General features: G+C 55.5%; 13 protein-coding genes, 2 tRNA genes and 1 pseudogene. 9 read left to right on the top strand and 7 right to left on the bottom strand.

The annotated features are described in order from the left end of the window. Positions 1 to 150 precede the first annotated feature (150 nt). Together AC6I7Z_RS11130 and AC6I7Z_RS11125 are read left to right on the top strand one after the other, a co-directional pair. Positions 151 to 2,070 (top strand): DNA topoisomerase III, encoded by a 1,920-nt coding sequence (locus AC6I7Z_RS11130; protein ID WP_497814253.1) that lies wholly within the window; start codon positions 151 to 153, stop codon positions 2,068 to 2,070. Continuing rightward, positions 2,070 to 2,375, top strand: a complete 306-nt coding sequence (locus AC6I7Z_RS11125; RefSeq protein WP_497814252.1) for a YnjH family protein — start codon at positions 2,070 to 2,072, stop codon at positions 2,373 to 2,375. Before AC6I7Z_RS11130 ends, AC6I7Z_RS11125 begins: the two co-directional genes overlap by 1 nt. Positions 2,376 to 2,404: 29 nt before the next feature. On the opposite strand, the pseudogene xthA reads toward AC6I7Z_RS11125, so the two are convergent. The 5 genes and pseudogenes from xthA to AC6I7Z_RS11100 form a co-directional block, all read right to left on the bottom strand. Next, positions 2,405 to 3,212 (bottom strand): annotated as a pseudogene (gene xthA, locus AC6I7Z_RS11120) (exodeoxyribonuclease III). A gap of 129 nt (positions 3,213 to 3,341) precedes the next feature. Further along, positions 3,342 to 3,426, bottom strand: a tRNA-Tyr gene (locus AC6I7Z_RS11115). A 45-nt stretch (positions 3,427 to 3,471) separates the two neighbouring features. Continuing rightward, positions 3,472 to 3,556 (bottom strand) — tRNA-Tyr (locus AC6I7Z_RS11110). 146 nt (positions 3,557 to 3,702) lie between these two features. Further along, positions 3,703 to 4,551 carry a formyltetrahydrofolate deformylase gene (gene purU / locus AC6I7Z_RS11105; protein ID WP_033791175.1) on the bottom strand — a complete coding sequence of 283 codons (849 nt, stop codon included), beginning with the start codon at positions 4,549 to 4,551 and terminating at the stop codon, positions 3,703 to 3,705. 54 nt (positions 4,552 to 4,605) lie between these two features. Continuing rightward, positions 4,606 to 5,061 (bottom strand): YchJ family protein, encoded by a 456-nt coding sequence (locus tag AC6I7Z_RS11100; RefSeq protein ID WP_497814251.1) that lies wholly within the window; start codon positions 5,059 to 5,061, stop codon positions 4,606 to 4,608. Between the two features lie 93 nt (positions 5,062 to 5,154). Between AC6I7Z_RS11100 and rssA the strand changes: the two genes are divergently transcribed. From rssA to AC6I7Z_RS11075, 5 genes are all read left to right on the top strand, one after another. Next, entirely contained in the window at positions 5,155 to 6,060 is a 906-nt protein-coding gene (rssA, locus tag AC6I7Z_RS11095; RefSeq protein WP_497814250.1) for a patatin-like phospholipase RssA, read from the top strand. A 99-nt stretch (positions 6,061 to 6,159) separates the two neighbouring features. Continuing rightward, positions 6,160 to 7,176 (top strand): two-component system response regulator RssB, encoded by a 1,017-nt coding sequence (gene rssB, locus AC6I7Z_RS11090; RefSeq protein WP_497814249.1) that lies wholly within the window; start codon positions 6,160 to 6,162, stop codon positions 7,174 to 7,176. A 193-nt stretch (positions 7,177 to 7,369) separates the two neighbouring features. Beyond that, positions 7,370 to 8,278 (top strand): UTP--glucose-1-phosphate uridylyltransferase GalU, encoded by a 909-nt coding sequence (gene galU, locus AC6I7Z_RS11085; RefSeq protein ID WP_033746712.1) that lies wholly within the window; start codon positions 7,370 to 7,372, stop codon positions 8,276 to 8,278. A gap of 22 nt (positions 8,279 to 8,300) precedes the next feature. Continuing rightward, on the top strand, positions 8,301 to 9,641 hold the full coding sequence (locus AC6I7Z_RS11080; protein WP_033746713.1) for a UDP-glucose dehydrogenase family protein: 1,341 nt from the start codon (positions 8,301 to 8,303) through the stop codon (positions 9,639 to 9,641). A gap of 14 nt (positions 9,642 to 9,655) precedes the next feature. Beyond that, on the top strand, positions 9,656 to 10,663 hold the full coding sequence (locus AC6I7Z_RS11075) for an NAD-dependent epimerase (RefSeq protein WP_497814248.1): 1,008 nt from the start codon (positions 9,656 to 9,658) through the stop codon (positions 10,661 to 10,663). An 85-nt stretch (positions 10,664 to 10,748) separates the two neighbouring features. Here AC6I7Z_RS11075 and hns read toward each other — a convergent pair whose 3' ends face one another. Beyond that, complete coding sequence (gene hns, locus AC6I7Z_RS11070) at positions 10,749 to 11,156, bottom strand: histone-like nucleoid-structuring protein H-NS (protein WP_033746720.1); 408 nt, start codon at positions 11,154 to 11,156, stop codon at positions 10,749 to 10,751. A 428-nt stretch (positions 11,157 to 11,584) separates the two neighbouring features. Between hns and tdk the strand changes: the two genes are divergently transcribed. Continuing rightward, complete coding sequence (gene tdk, locus AC6I7Z_RS11065) at positions 11,585 to 12,202, top strand: thymidine kinase (RefSeq protein WP_497814247.1); 618 nt, start codon at positions 11,585 to 11,587, stop codon at positions 12,200 to 12,202. A gap of 63 nt (positions 12,203 to 12,265) precedes the next feature. Here the strand turns inward: tdk and adhE are convergent, their stop codons facing one another. After that, positions 12,266 to 14,953 (bottom strand): bifunctional acetaldehyde-CoA/alcohol dehydrogenase, encoded by a 2,688-nt coding sequence (adhE, locus tag AC6I7Z_RS11060; RefSeq protein WP_497814246.1) that lies wholly within the window; start codon positions 14,951 to 14,953, stop codon positions 12,266 to 12,268. A gap of 429 nt (positions 14,954 to 15,382) precedes the next feature. On the opposite strand from adhE, the gene AC6I7Z_RS11055 reads away from it, so the two are divergent. Continuing rightward, a complete protein-coding gene (locus AC6I7Z_RS11055; protein ID WP_033747940.1) occupies positions 15,383 to 16,030 on the top strand; it encodes a YchE family NAAT transporter in 648 nt (215 codons plus the stop codon). Positions 16,031 to 16,364: the final 334 nt, after the last annotated feature.

Here is a 16,364-nt window from a genome sequence, read left to right as displayed (position 1 = left end):
CGAAGCGGGTTGCGCGGATCCTGCGCGACCGATCTCGAAGTGACCCGCCAGAGCTTACCTCCTTATCTGGAAACGTCTAAGATAGCGCTGCGCCTCTGTCGCGTTAGCCGAATGGCCCTCATACCCTGAAGTAAAGGATCTTGCTGACTCATGCGTTTGTTTATTGCGGAAAAACCGAGCCTTGGCCGCGCGATTGCCGATGTGCTGCCCCAGCCCCATCGTCGCGGAGAGGGCTTTATCGCCTGCGGCGACGATCAGGTGGTCACCTGGTGCGTCGGCCACCTGCTGGAGCAGGCGCAGCCGGACAGCTACGACAGCCGCTACGCGCGCTGGTCGCTGGCCGACCTGCCGATCATCCCGCAAAAATGGCAGCTGCAGCCGCGTCCTTCGGTGGCGAAGCAGCTTAAAGTCATTGAGAAGCTGCTGAAGCAGGCCAGCGAAGTGGTACACGCGGGTGACCCCGATCGCGAAGGTCAGCTGCTGGTGGACGAAGTGCTCGACTATCTGCAACTGCCGGCGGAAAAACGCAGCCGCGTTCAGCGCTGCCTGATCAACGACCTGAACCCGCAGGCGGTGCAGCGGGCGGTCAGCCGCCTGCGCGAAAACCGCGAATTTATTCCGCTCTGCGTCTCGGCGCTGGCCCGCGCGCGCGCCGACTGGCTTTACGGCATCAATATGACGCGCGCCTGGACGCTGCTGGGGCGCAACGCGGGCTATGATGGCGTGCTGTCGGTAGGCCGCGTGCAGACGCCGGTGCTGGGTCTGGTGGTGCGCCGCGACGAAGAGATCGAAAACTTCATCCCCAAAGATTATTTCGAAGTCAAAGCCCATATCGTCACGCCGGACCAGCAGCGCTTCATCGCCAGCTGGGTGCCCAGCGACGCCTGCGAACCCTGGCAGGATGAAGAGGGGCGGCTGCTGCATCGCGCGCTGGCGGATCATGTGGTCGCCCGCATCGCGGGCCAGCCTGCGCTGGTCACCAGCTACAACGATAAGCGCGAAGGCGAGGGCGCGCCGCTGCCTTTCTCGCTCTCCAGCCTGCAGATCGAAGCGGCGAAGCGCTATGGGCTGAGCGCGCAAACGGTGCTGGACACCTGCCAGAAGCTCTACGAAACCCATAAGCTGATCACCTATCCGCGTTCCGACTGCCGCTATCTGCCGGAAGAGCACTTCGCTGGCCGCCATGCGGTGCTGAAGGCGATTCAGACACACGCGGGCGCCATGACGCCGCCGGACGACTTTAGCGCCGATCGCCGCAACCGCTGCTGGGATGACAAAAAAGTCGATGCGCACCACGCCATTATCCCTACCGCGCGCGCCAGCGCGGTGCGGCTGACGGAGAACGAGCAGAACGTTTACGCCTTGATTGCCCGACAGTATCTGATGCAGTTCTGTCCCGACGCCATTTTCCGCAAATGCGTTATCGAGCTGGATATCGCGGGCGGCAAGTTCGTCGCCAAAGCGCGTTTTCTTGCCGAAGCGGGCTGGCGCGCGCTGCTGGGCAGCAAAGAGCGCGACGAGGAAAACGACGGGACGCCGCTGCCGGTGGTCGCGAAGGATGATGAACTGCTGTGCGAGCGGGGCGAGGTGCTGGCGAAGCAGACGCAGCCGCCGCGTCCCTTCACCGACGCGACGCTGCTCTCCGCCATGACCGGCATCGCCCGTTTTGTGCAGGATAAAGAATTAAAGAAAGTGCTGCGTGCGACCGATGGTTTAGGAACGGAGGCCACGCGCGCCGGAATTATCGAGCTGCTGTTTCGCCGCGCTTTTCTGGTGAAAAACGGGCGTTATATCAATGCGACGCCTGCGGGGCGAGCGTTGATCCACTCGCTGCCGGAACTGGCGGCGCGGCCCGATATGACGGCGCAGTGGGAGTCGACGCTGACGCGTATCAGCGAAAAGGCGTGCCGCTATGAGGAGTTTATGCAGCCGCTGGTCGGCACGCTGACCGAGCTGATCCATCAGGCGCGCCAGCAGCCCAGCGCGATGGCCTTTCGCGGACTGCCCGCCTCAGGGCAAAAGAAACGTCCCAAACGGACGGCGAAACGAAAAGTGAAGGAGAGCGAATAATGCGTTATGGCGCAGGTTTATGCTTTATCGCGGCGCTGGTGAGCGGCGCGGCGGCCGCCAGCCCCTCGCACGGGCATCAGCAGGAGTACAGCGCAGGCGGCAATGCGGATGTGGTAGTGGATATGCCGCCTGAAGTCTGGACGCAAAATCAGAGCAGCGCGCCCAGCTGTCAGCAGTGCTGTATTTTCGAGAATCGCAACTACAGCGAGGGCGCGGTGGTGAAATCGGAAGGGGTGCTGCTACAGTGCGCCCGAGACGAAAAGGTGCTCGGCACCAACCCGCTGATCTGGAAAATCGTGAAGTAAGCGGCGTGGCGCCTGGCCACGCCGTCGCATCAGAACTGAAAGGTTGACCAGACCGGCGCGTGGTCAGAGGGTTTTTCCATGCTGCGGATGTCGTAGTCGATTCCCGTCTCCACGCAGCGGGCGGCCAGCGGCTGGCTGGCCAGCAGCAGATCGATGCGCAGCCCGCGATTGTCGTCGAACCCCTTTGAGGCGGTAGTCGAACCAGGAGAAACGGTCGCTCACCTCAGGATTTTTTTCGCGGAAGGTATCCACCAGTCCCCATTGCAGCAGGCGATCCATCCATTCGCGCTCTTCCGGCAGGAAAGAGCATTTGCCGGTGCGCAGCCAGCGTTTGCGGCTCTCTTCGCCGATGCCGATATCGAGATCGGTGCTGCTGATATTCATGTCGCCCATAATCAGCACGGGCTTATCCGCCAGCAGGCTCTGCTCAAGATAGGCCTGCAGATCGCGATAGAACTTCTCTTTCGCCGGGAATTTAGTCGGATGGTCGCGGCTCTCGCCCTGCGGGAAATAGCCGTTGATAACCGTAATATCGCCAATCGGACTCGGGATTTCCGCCATAATCAGACGACGCTGCGCCTCTTCATCGTCGCCGGGAAAGCCGCGACGTACCGACACGGGCTGCGCTTTGGTCATCAGCGCCACGCCGTAGTGGCCTTTCTGGCCGTGATAGAAGACGTTGTAGCCGAGCTTCGCCACCTCTTCGAGCGGAAACATATCGTCATGGACTTTAGTTTCCTGCAGGCCGATAACGTCAGGCTGATGCTGTTCGACGAGCGCTTCAAGCTGGTGGGGGCGGGCGCGCAACCCGTTGATGTTGAATGAAACAAATTTCATGGCGTGGACCAGTGTGCTGAGAATGTTGCGCCGGATGGTAGCGATTTTTTAGCAAAATGTCATGGGATGCGTGCGGTACCTGTCGGGAGAATCAGGAGAGTGCGTTTGATATGGGAGACGATGCAAGGATGGTGGTGGGAGAAGGATTCGAACCTTCGAAGTCTGTGACGGCAGATTTACAGTCTGCTCCCTTTGGCCGCTCGGGAATCCCACCTGGGAAATGCTGATAATGACCGGTAAGGCGAAGAAACGATTCAGATGGTGGTGGGAGAAGGATTCGAACCTTCGAAGTCTGTGACGGCAGATTTACAGTCTGCTCCCTTTGGCCGCTCGGGAATCCCACCACTGGCCTGAATCATTGTGCCTTAAAGCGGGGCGCATCATACCAAATGCGGTCAGCGTGTAAAGCGCCCAACTGAAAAATGTGAACCGTTTTGCCCACTTTTTGCCCGTGGCGCTGAATTCACAAACAATTCAGCGCCCGATGCGCTTAAAGAATAATCGTGCGGTTGCCGTAAACAAATACGCGCTGCCCCAGCACCTTATAGAGCGCGCGGCTTAACACGTTCTTCTCCACGTCGCGTCCGGCGCGCATCATCTCTTCAGCCGTATAGCTGTGATCGACGTTAATCACGTCCTGCATGATGATCGGACCTTCATCCAGATTATCGTTCACGTAGTGCGCCGTTGCGCCGATGATCTTCACGCCGCGCTCGTAGGCCTGATGATAAGGACGCGCGCCGATAAACGCGGGCAGGAACGAGTGGTGAATATTGATGATCTGATTCGGATAGCGCTGCACAAAAGCCGGCGTCAGCACGCGCATATATTTCGCCAGCACCACATAATCAGGCTGGTAGCGGTCGATCTCGTCCGCCATCAGATTGTCGTGCTCTTCGCGCGACAGCCCTTCATGGCTCACCAGCACGAAAGGAATATCGAAACGCTCCACCAGCGAACGCAGCGTGTCATGGTTGCCGATAACTGCGGCAATCTCCATATCCAGCCCGCCGAACGCGCTCTTCATCAGCAGATCGCCCAGGCAGTGCGCCTCTTTGGTGACCAGCACCACCACGCGACGGCGGCCAGCGCTGTTTAGCTCGCGCGTCGATCCGGTCGGCAGCGCGCTGTCTAAATCCGCCAGCAGCGTATTATCGTTGAAAATGCCTTCAAGTTCGGTACGCATAAAAAAGCGGCCGGTGCGATGATCAACGAATTCATTGTTTTGCACGATATTCAGCTCGTGCTTGTAGCAAATATTGGTGATTTTAGCGATCAGACCTTTCGCGTCAGGGCAAATGGTACGTAAAACTTTTCGTTGCATAGTTTGCGCTTGCATCTCGATCAGAGTCCTGTCAAAGCGATTGGGTAAAACCGTTGGGCCGTATGCTGTTCAGCCGCAACATTTCTTGTATTTTTTATCGGAGCCACAAGGACAGCGATCGTTGCGCCCTATGGCAGGCGCCGTTCCATCGACATAGTACCAGCGATGATCCTCGCGAAGAAAGCGAGAACGCTCGTGGATTGCGCTTATCTGCGAATTTTCGCGGTAACGCGCAAAAAAAGTGACGAAAGCTTCATTATCATGGCTTCCATGATTACAACAGGTTACATTCAGGCTTAGCCATTCGGTACCGGCAAAACTTTCGGATAATCGCTGCGCCATATCGGGCAGACGCTTGTCGGGATGCCAGCTGGCGATCAGCCAGTCGCTGTTTTGTCTGGCGTAGGCGGTATAGCGCGAGCGCATTAGCTGTTCAGCCGTTTCAGGCAGCCGTTCGCCCGTCAGAAAGGGCGCGCAACATAGGCTATACTGCTTCCCGCTACAGCAAGGACAGGGTTCGGACACAATAACTCCTGTGAGCGATAAATTAAGATGACGCCATATGGTAGCCGACCTGGCGCAGTGAAGCTATGCACAGTCGTTGGCGACAGAGGGTAAATGAGAAAGGTTAAAATCGGACTGGCGTTAGGGTCAGGCGCAGCCAAAGGATGGGCGCATATCGGTGTCATCAACGCTCTGACGCGCGCGGGCGTCGAAATCGACGTGGTAGCGGGCTGTTCCGTCGGCGCGCTGGTCGGGGCGGCTTATGTCAACGACCGCCTGCCGCAGATGGAAAAGTGGGTCAGCGCCTTTCGCTACTGGGATGTTCTTCGACTGATGGATCTCTCCTGGCAGCGCGGCGGTTTGCTGCGCGGCGAGCGCGTCTTCAACCATGTGCGCCAGCTGATAACTCAACATCGCCTTGAAAGCTGCGGCAAGCCGTTCGGCGTGGTGGCGACCAACCTCAGCACCGGTCGGGAATTATGGCTGACCGAGGGCGATCTTCATCAGGCTGTGCGCGCATCCTGCAGTATGCCAGGCTTATTGCCGCCCGTCGGCTACAATGGTTACTGGCTAGTGGACGGCGCGGTTGTGAATCCCGTACCCGTTTCGCTTACGCGAGCCTTAGGCGCGGATATCGTTATCGCTGTCGATCTTCAGCATGACGCGCATTTGATGCAGCAGGATCTCCTGTCTGTTACGCCGCAGAACAGCGACGAAGCGGTTTCGGCCGCGGCCCTGAGTTGGGCTAAAAAAATACGTCAGCGGCTGGTGGGCTTGACCCAACGCCGCACCACACAAACGCCGGGTGCGATGGAGATTATGTCGACATCCATCCAGGTGCTGGAAAATCGCCTGAAGCGTAACCGTATGGCAGGCGATCCTCCCGATGTGCTGATTCAGCCGTTTTGTCCGCAGATTTCAACGCTGGACTTTCACCGCGCAGAAGAGGCTATTGAGGCAGGCAGGGCCGCCGTAGAGAAAAAGATGGATGAACTATTACTGCTGGTGCGAAACAGATAATCAGGTTGTTCATTCACAGATGTTACTTCGGCTAATTCTGAAAGGCGCAACTGCGTTTTATGAACCACTATTGATTGATCTGGTACGCAGGGGGAAAGAATGGAGAAACCACTAATCGGCAAAAAGATACTCATTGTCGAAGATGAGGTCGTTTTCCGTTCTCTGGTAAACAACTTCTTGCTGGCGCTCGGCGCCAGTACGTTTGAAGCCGGCGACGGCATTGATGGCATTGGCTATTTGCAGCAGCACGATGTGGATCTGGTGATCTGCGATCTGGAGATGCCGCGTATGAACGGCATTCAGTTTGTTGAGCATATCCGCACGCGCGGCAACAGCGTGCCGATTCTGATTATCTCGGCGACGGAAAATATGGCAGATATCGCCCATGTTCTGCGCCTCGGCGTGCAGGACGTGCTGCTTAAGCCGCTGAAAAATTTCGAGCGCTTCCGCGAAGCGGTTTATGAATGTCTCTATCCTTCGATGTTCACCTCCAAGGTGGAAGAGGATGAGCAGCTGTTTCAGGACTGGGACGCACTGGTGCGCGATCCGGCCGCTGCCGCGAAGCTGCTAAAGCAGCTTCAGCCGCCGGTACAGCAGACGGTGGCCAATTGCCGCGTCAACTACCGCCAGCTCACCATGGCTGAACAGCCGGGGCTGGTGCTGGATATCGCGGCGCTCTCCGACAACGATCTCGCTTTTTACTGTCTTGACGTCACGCGCGCCGGCGATAACGGCGTGCTGGCCGCGCTGCTGCTGCGCGCGTTGTTCAACGGCCTGCTGCAGGAGCAGCTTTCCGGCCAAAAACAGCGGCTGCCGGAGTTAAACGGTTTGCTGCGTCAGGTGAATCTGCTGCTGCGGCAGGCCAATCTGAGCGGGCAGTTTCCGCTGTTGGTCGGCTATTACCACCGCACTTTGAAAAACCTGATCCTGGTTTCTGCTGGATTAAACGCCACGCTACATGTTCACGCCCACCAAATTCAACTCAGTAACGGCGTTCCCCTTGGCACTATGGGAAGCACGCATCTTAACCAAATCAGTCAGCGCGCCGACAGCTGGCAATGCCACGTCTGGGGCGCTGGGGGCAGGATCCGCCTGATGTTATCGGGTGAGGAATAGGCGAAAAAATTTAATTTCGCCGGGCCCTGAAGACAGGTCCAGAGGTTAGCTTTACACTTGGGTAATAGTCTTAAATTCTGCGGATTGACTCCTTCCAGGATAAATCCGTTCGATGGTAACTGATATACTCATTCCCGAATTTCAACCGACATATCAAGTATTAACTTGAACGGCCTATAAGAGAGGTATCTTGATGTCTGCCTATAAGTCCAAAGTAAAAAAAGCGGTAATCCCTGTAGCAGGTTTGGGCACCCGTATGCTCCCTGCGACCAAAGCGATTCCGAAAGAGATGTTACCGCTGGTCGATAAGCCGTTAATTCAGTATGTCGTTAACGAGTGCATCGCAGCAGGAATTAACGAAATTGTGCTGGTTACGCACTCTTCTAAAAACTCCATTGAAAACCACTTCGATACCAGTTTTGAGCTGGAAGCGATGCTGGAAAAACGCGTTAAGCGTCAGCTGCTGGATGAAATCCAGTCCATCTGTCCGCCGCACGTCACCATCATGCAGGTACGTCAGGGCATCGCGAAAGGCCTGGGCCACGCCGTTATGTGCGCGCATCCGCTGATTGGCGACGAGCCGGTTGCGGTGATCCTGCCGGACGTGATCATCGACGAGTACGAATCCAACCCGACCAAAGACAACCTGGCGGAAATGCTGAGCCGTTTCGACGAGTCAGGCCGCAGCCAGATTATGGTTGAGCCGGTCGCGGACGTGACCGCTTACGGCGTAGTTGACTGCCAGGGCGCAGAGCTGCAGCCAGGCGACAGCGCACCGATGGTTGGCGTGGTTGAGAAGCCGAAAGCCACCGAAGCGCCGTCTAACCTCGCGGTCGTTGGCCGTTACGTTCTCTCTGCGGACATCTGGCCTCTGCTGGCGAAAACCCCTCCGGGCGCAGGCGGCGAAGTACAGCTGACCGACTCTATCGCCATGCTGATGGAGAAAGAGACAGTAGAAGCTTACCACCTGAAAGGCGTAAGCCATGACTGCGGTAACAAACTCGGTTATATGCAGGCATTCGTTGAGTACGGTGTTCGCCATCCAGTGCTGGGCAAAGATTTTTCTCAGTGGCTCGATAGCGCAGTTGGCAATAAAAAGTAATTCATAAACACAGGATAACTCAATGAAAGTCACTGTATTTGGTATCGGCTATGTCGGTCTGGTTCAGGCTGCGGTGTTGGCCGAAGTCGGACATGACGTTCTCTGCATTGATGTCGACGCGAAAAAAGTCGAAAACCTGAAAAAAGGCATCATCCCCATTTTCGAACCCGGCCTTACGCCGCTGGTTATGTCGAACTATGAGGCGGGTCGCCTTAAGTTCAGCACAGATGCGGAAGAGGGCGTCAATCACGGTGTCATGCAGTTTATCGCCGTGGGTACGCCGCCAGATGAGGACGGCTCGGCTGACCTTAAATATGTGACCGCCGTTGCTCGTACCATTGCGCAGCATATGAAGGATCACAAGGTTGTGCTTGATAAATCCACCGTTCCCGTCGGAACAGCGGATAAAGTGCGTCGCGTGATGGAAGAGACCCTGCGCGATCGCGGCGTCAGCCTGACGTTTGACGTGGTATCCAACCCGGAGTTTCTCAAGGAAGGCGCGGCCGTTAACGACTGCATGCGTCCTGAGCGCATCGTGGTGGGTACGGACAATGAGGAAGTCGAAGAGCTGTTGCGCGAACTCTATGAGCCGTTCAACCGCAATCACGACCGAATGATCGTGATGGATATCCGCAGCGCGGAGCTGACCAAATACGCGGCGAACTGCATGCTGGCGACCAAAATCAGCTTCATGAACGAGATCTCCAACCTTGCCGAACGCCTGGGCGCGGACGTCGAGAAAGTGCGTCAGGGCATCGGTTCTGATTCACGTATCGGCTACCACTTCATCTACCCAGGCTGCGGCTACGGCGGTTCCTGCTTCCCGAAAGACGTGCAGGCGCTGATCCGTACCGCTGAGTCGATCGGCTATAAGCCGCGCCTGCTGCAGGCGGTGGAAGATGTTAACGACAGCCAGAAAACCAAGCTGCCCGCTTTTATCAAACGTCATTTCGGCGAAGATCTGAGCGGTAAAACCTTTGCGGTCTGGGGCCTGTCGTTTAAACCGAACACCGACGATATGCGAGAGGCTTCTAGCCGCGTGCTGATGGAGTCGCTGTGGGAAGCTGGCGCAAGCGTTCAGGCGTTCGATCCGGAAGCCATGGACGAAGCGCAGCGCATCTATGGTCACCGCAGCGATCTGAAGCTGATGGGCACAAAAGAAGCGGCGCTGCAGGGCGCGGATGGCCTGGTCATCTGCACCGAGTGGCAGAACTTCCGTGCGCCGGACTTCGACGTAATTAAAAATTCCCTTAAAGAACCCGTGATTTTTGATGGTCGCAACCTGTATGATCCAGAGCGTATCAGCAAACGCGGTTTCGTTTATTATGCAATCGGCCGCGGAGCGTCTATTCAAATTGCGTAATTAACGAGGGAAGTATGAACATTCTGGTCACCGGCGCCGCAGGCTTTATTGGATTTCACGTCACTCAACGCTTGCTGGCCGCCGGTCACCAGATTGTCGGCATCGATAATCTTAATGACTATTATGATGTTGGCCTGAAACAATCTCGTCTTGATTTAATCGCACAGCACCCCAGCTTCAGGTTTATTAAAATGGAGCTGGCGGATCGCGCCGCTATGGCCTCGTTATTCGAACAACACGCGTTTCAACGCGTCATTCACCTGGGCGCGCAGGCGGGCGTGCGCTATTCTATCGATAATCCTCACGCCTATGCCGACGCTAACCTGACCGGCCATTTAAATATTCTGGAAGGTTGCCGTCATCATAAAATCGAGCATCTGCTCTACGCATCCTCCAGTTCTGTTTATGGACTGAATCGTAAAATGCCATTTTCGACGGACGACAGCGTCGATCATCCGGTTTCGCTTTACGCAGCGACCAAAAAAGCCAATGAGCTGATGTCGCATACCTATTCGCATCTTTATAACCTGCCAACCACTGGCCTGCGTTTTTTCACCGTTTATGGTCCATGGGGCCGTCCGGATATGGCGCTGTTTAAATTTACTCGCGCCATGATCGCCGGCGACGCGATCGACGTCTATAACCGCGGCGAAATGAAGCGCGACTTTACCTATATCGACGATATTGCCGAAGCTATTGTGCGCCTGCAGGATGTTATTCCGCAGCGCGATGACAGCTGGACGGTGGAAACGGGCTCGCCTGCCACCAGTTCTGCGCCGTACCGCGTATATAACATCGGAAACAGTCAGCCAACCAGTCTGATTAAATATATCGAGGCGATTGAAAAGGCGTTGGGCGTAACGGCGAAGAAAAATCTGCTGCCGATGCAGCCTGGCGACGTGCTGGAAACCAGCGCAGATACCGAGGCGCTATATCAGGCGATTGGCTTTAAGCCGCAGACCAGCGTAGAAGAGGGCGTAGCGCGCTTTGTCAGCTGGTATCGTGAATTTTACAACGTCTGATAAAAAAGGAAGCCTGCGCTTCCTTTCTTTGATTAATCTGGGGTCACCTGACCCGTGACCCAAATGATGGAAGCACTATCAGTTATTACAGCAGAAAGCTATCCAGCTGTTTACCTTCTTCTTCGATCGCTTTTTTGATTACCGCAGGCGTGCGACCCTGACCGGTCCAGGTGCGGGTTTCGCCGTTTTCATCGACATACTGATATTTAGCCGGACGGGCAGCGCGTTTAGTTTTGCCTGGCGCTTTAGTTTCAGCAATTGTGCTTAACAGCTCATTGGGATCGATTCCATCCGCCAGCAGCATTTCTCTGTATTGCTCAAGTTTACGCGTGCGTTCTTCACTTTCTGCTTTAGCATGCGTCTCTTCTTCGCGGCGCTCATTAACCACGACTTCGAGTTTTTCCAGCATTTCTTCCAGCGTTTCCAGTGAACACTCTCGAGCCTGCGCGCGTAATGTACGGATATTATTAAGAATTTTTAGTGCTTCGCTCATTGTCCTGATCTCTGAATATATTAATGAAGAGGTGTTCTGCCAGCTAATAATAGTGGCGGCAAAAAATTACTGCAATAGTAAAATAAGTGTAACGGTAAAGAATGATAATTAAGTTTGCCGCTGAGGTTTAATCAAATGAAACGATAAGGCGGTTGATATTCGCGCGTCGGCACGTTATGAAAAATCCGAAACGTTAAAGTGAGTAGCACTTTCAGAGTGACGTAAGGCCAGAACCTGCGTAGCAGAGTGCCGCTTTACAATAAAGTTCAGGTACAAATGATTAAAAAAAAAGGCAAAGAAGAAGCGCATTTTTTCTCTTGCTGGCGAAGTTGTAAACAGCCTGCACGAAATAATCACCGCCATAATTTGTGTTTATCTGTGATAGAATTCCGCCCATTCTGTTCGCAATGCTTTGAGAAACCACGCTAATGGCTCAGCTCTATTTTTATTATTCCGCAATGAATGCAGGGAAATCCACTGCGTTATTACAGTCGTCTTACAATTATCAGGAACGCGGCATGAGAACCCTGGTCTATACCGCTGAAATTGACGATCGTTTCGGCGCGGGCAAGGTCAGCTCCCGTATTGGTCTTTCTTCGCCGGCGGCGCTGTTTAACGCGCAAACGCAGCTGGATGCGGAGATCGCTGCGGAACATGCGCGCCAGCCGGTGCACTGCGTGCTGGTAGACGAATGCCAGTTTTTGACGCGCGATCAGGTCAAGGCGCTCTCTGACGTTGTGGACAATATGGATATTCCGGTGCTGTGCTACGGACTGCGCACCGACTTTCGCGGCGAACTCTTTGGCGGCAGCCAGTATTTGCTTGCCTGGGCCGACAAGCTGGTGGAGTTGAAAACCGTCTGTCACTGCGGTCGCAAGGCAGGTATGGTATTGCGGCTCGACGCCGAAGGCCGTCCGTACAGCGAGGGCGAGCAGGTGGTGATCGGCGGCAACGAGCGTTATATCTCGGTATGCCGCAAGCATTACAAGCAGGCGATAGAGCAGGGGTCGCTGGCCGCCATCTACGGCCAGCAAAAACCCGCCTGACGTCGATTTTTCGCCAGCCATAAAAAAACCCGCCGAAGCGGGTTTTTTCTTACTGGCCGGTCATCAGGCTTTTTTCGCTTTCTTCTCGGCTTTCTCCAGCTTCACCGGCTGTGCGGCCTGGGCCTGCGCCACGTCGGCGAAGGGCTCGGCGTATTCACGGCCGTAGAAGGTATCCATCATAATCTGTTTCAGCTCGGCAATCAGCGGATAGCGCGGGTTAGCGCCAGTACACTGATCGTCGAAGGCGTCTTCGGCCAGCTTGTCGACTTTCGCCAGGAAGTCCGCTTCCTGCACGCCTGCTTCACGGATAGAGGTAGGAATGCCCAGTTGGGTTTTCATCTCATCCAGCCACGCTAGCAGCTTCTCGATTTTCTGCGCGGTGCGGTCGCCAGGCGCCGCCAGACCTAAATGGTCTGCGATTTCCGCGTAGCGACGGCGCGCTTGCGGACGGTCGTACTGGCTGAATGCCGTCTGCTTGGTCGGGTTATCGTTGGCGTTGTAGCGGATAACGTTGCAAATCAGCAGGGCGTTCGCCAGACCGTGCGGGATATGGAACTCGGAACCCAGCTTGTGCGCCATGGAGTGGCAGACGCCAAGGAAGGCGTTCGCGAAAGCGATACCGGCGATAGTGGCGGCGTTGTGCACGCGTTCACGCGCAACCGGGTTTTTCGCCCCTTCCTGATAGCTGGCCGGCAGGTTCTCTTTCAGCAGTTTCAGCGCCTGCAGCGCCTGGCCGTCAGAGTATTCGTTAGCCAGCACTGAGACATAGGCTTCCAGCGCGTGCGTGACCGCATCCAGACCGCCGAAGGCGCAGAGCGAACGCGGCATCTCCATCACCAGGTTGGCGTCGACAATCGCCATATCCGGCGTCAGTGCGTAGTCCGCCAGCGGATATTTCTGACCGGTGGCGTCATCGGTCACTACGGCAAACGGCGTCACTTCCGAACCGGTGCCTGAGGTGGTGGTGATGGCGATCATGCGCGCTTTCACGCCCATTTTCGGGAATTTATAGATGCGTTTGCGGATATCCATAAAGCGCAGCGCCAGCTCTTCGAAGTGGGTTTCAGGATGTTCATACATCACCCACATGATTTTCGCCGCATCCATCGGGGAGCCGCCGCCCAGCGCGATAATCACGTCAGGTTTAAAGCTGTTCATCTGCTCGGCGCCTTTACGCACGATGCTCAGCGTCGGGTCAGCCTCAACTTCAAAGAAGACTTCGGTTTCGATGCCGTGCGATTTCAGCACGCGCGTCACCTGATCGGCGTAGCCGTTGTTGAACAGGAAGCGGTCGGTGACGATAAAGGCGCGTTTCGCACCGTCGGCGGCCACCTCTTCCAGCGCAATCGGCAGCGAGCCGCGGCGGAAGTAGATGGATTTCGGAAGTTTATGCCACAACATGTTTTCTGCTCGCTTAGCCACGGTTTTCTTGTTGATAAGGTGTTTCGGTCCCACGTTTTCGGAAATGGAGTTACCGCCCCAGGAGCCGCAGCCCAGCGTCAGAGAAGGCGCCAGTTTGAAGTTGTAGAGGTCGCCGATACCGCCCTGAGAAGCCGGTGTATTGATCAGAATACGCGCGGTTTTCATGCGGTCGCCGAAGAAGTTCACGCGCGCTTTCTGGTTGTCCTGGTCGGTATAGAGGCAGGAGGTGTGGCCGATACCGCCCATCGCCACCAGTTTTTCCGCTTTTGCCACGGCGTCTTCGAAATCGCTGGCGCGATACATCGCCAGCGTCGGCGAGAGTTTTTCATGGGCAAAAGGTTCAGATTCGTCCACCAGCTTCACTTCGCCAATCAGAATCTTGGTGCTGCTCGGCACGCTGATGCCGGCCATTTCGGCGATTTTGTACGCCGGCTGACCAACGATGGCCGCGTTAAGCGCGCCGTTTTTCAAGATGACGTTCTGTACCGCTTTCAGCTCCTCGCCCTGCAGCAGGTAGCCGCCGTGGCTGGCGAAGCGCTCGCGCACCGCATCATAAACGGAGTCCACCACGATAACCGACTGCTCGGAGGCGCAGATAACGCCGTTATCGAAGGTTTTGGACATCAGGATAGAGGCGACGGCGCGTTTGATATCGGCCGTTTCGTCAATCACCACCGGCGTGTTGCCCGCGCCGACGCCGATTGCCGGTTTACCTGAGCTGTACGCGGCTTTCACCATGCCAGGACCGCCGGTCGCCAGAATAAGGTTGATGTCAGGATGGTGCATCAGCTGATTAGAGAGTTCGACAGACGGCGCGTCGATCCAGCCGATGATATCTTTTGGCGCGCCGGCGGCGATGGCGGCCTGCAGCACGATGTCTGCTGCTTTGTTGGTGGCTTCTTTGGCGCGCGGATGCGGCGAGAAGATAATGCCGTTGCGCGTTTTCAGGCTAATCAGCGCTTTGAAAATCGCCGTTGAGGTTGGGTTAGTTGTGGGGACGATACCGCAAATCAGGCCGATAGGCTCAGCGATGGTGATGGTGCCGAACGTATCGTCGGTATCCAGCACGCCGCAGGTCTTTTCGTCTTTATAAGCGTTATAGATATATTCTGAGGCAAAGTGGTTTTTGATAACTTTATCTTCGACGATGCCCATGCCAGATTCGGCGACCGCCATTTTGGCGAGAGGGATGCGGGCGTCAGCGGCGGCGAGGGCGGCAGCGCGGAAGATGGCGTCAACCTGTTCTTGAGTAAAGTTGGCGTATTCACGCTGTGCTTGTTTTACGCGTTCAACCAGTGCGTTAAGTTCAGCGACATTAGTAACGGCCATGGTGCTCTCCTGAAGGAAGTTAAACTCTGTTAGTAAACCTGCCTGGAGTCCTGATTATAGCCATGCTGCGCTAATATTTTGGCCTAAGCCAAAACGCCAGAATTTTCGTTGGCTTACTGAAAGAGTTTTCGCACGGGTCAAACAACTTTGCTAATGACTTTCGATGGGAAAAGATTACCTGGAATGGGGTAGATCAATATTGATTCAGATCAATTTAAACCCAAGCTGACACCTTTCAGCAGCCATTTTTGCAAAAGAACGGCAGTCGGAGCGCGCTGCCCGATTTTATTCCTGCTCTGCGTGCCGCGCTGGCGCAACCGACTCTCTGTCGCGCCCTGACGCAGCAGAATTTTCTGTTAAGTTGACTGGTTAACGCGGCAGTTTTTGCGTAAATTAAGCGCGATTTCTTTTCCCTCATCGGAGCGAACCGTGAACCCTGCGTTGCTTGATCTTTCGGGCTATATCAAATTCTTTGTTGGCCTGTTCGCGCTGGTGAATCCAGTCGGCATTATTCCCGTCTTTATCAGCATGACCAGTTATCAGGCGGCGGCTGAGCGTAATAAAACCAATATGACGGCGAACCTGGCGGTCGCCATTATTCTCTGGACCTCGCTGTTTCTCGGCGATGCCATCCTGCATATTTTCGGCATCTCCATAGACTCCTTCCGCATTGCGGGCGGCATTCTGGTGGTCACCATCGCCATGTCGATGATCAGCGGCAAGCTGGGCGAAGATAAGCAGAACAAGCAGGAGAAATCGGAAACCGCTATTCGCGAGAGCATCGGCGTAGTGCCGCTCGCGCTGCCGCTGATGGCTGGACCTGGCGCTATCAGCTCCACCATTGTCTGGAGCACGCGCTACCATAGCTGGCAGAATCTGCTGGGCTTTAGCGTGGCGATCGCGCTCTTCGCCTTCTGCTGCTGGCTGCTGTTCCGGGCTGCCCCGCTGATGGTGCGCGTGCTCGGTCAGACCGGCATTAACGTGATTACGCGTATTATGGGCCTGCTGCTGATGGCGCTCGGCATCGAATTCGTGGTCACTGGCATCAAAGCGCTATTTCCTGGGCTGGTGAATTAAGGCTGCTTAATTTCCAGCGCAAACGCTGGCATGTCTCTTAATGGTGCAATTGCACGTTTTATTGCACCGTTATAATGCAATTATTCCTGCGGCTTAATCTGCTGCAAAAATTATTAAGTAAATTACTTGCCTGCCCGCCGCGCCAGACGCGAGCGCTTCCCGCTGTGACTATTTTCACATTATAAAATGTCAGCACTCGCTGAAATGGCATCATAAACTGGCATGAAAGCTGCAATTACCTGCTTTTTGTTTTCGTCATGAAGAAAAAAGCAGAAGGGTTGCGCATTCCTGCGTTAGCAAGAGAGTGAAAGCGCGAGTAAAAGCGGAAAAACAG

The sequence above is a fragment of the Pantoea sp. X-Soil-MYKO-1289 genome (assembly GCF_059730625.1).
This window is presented reverse-complemented; position numbering and strand designations above follow the sequence as displayed.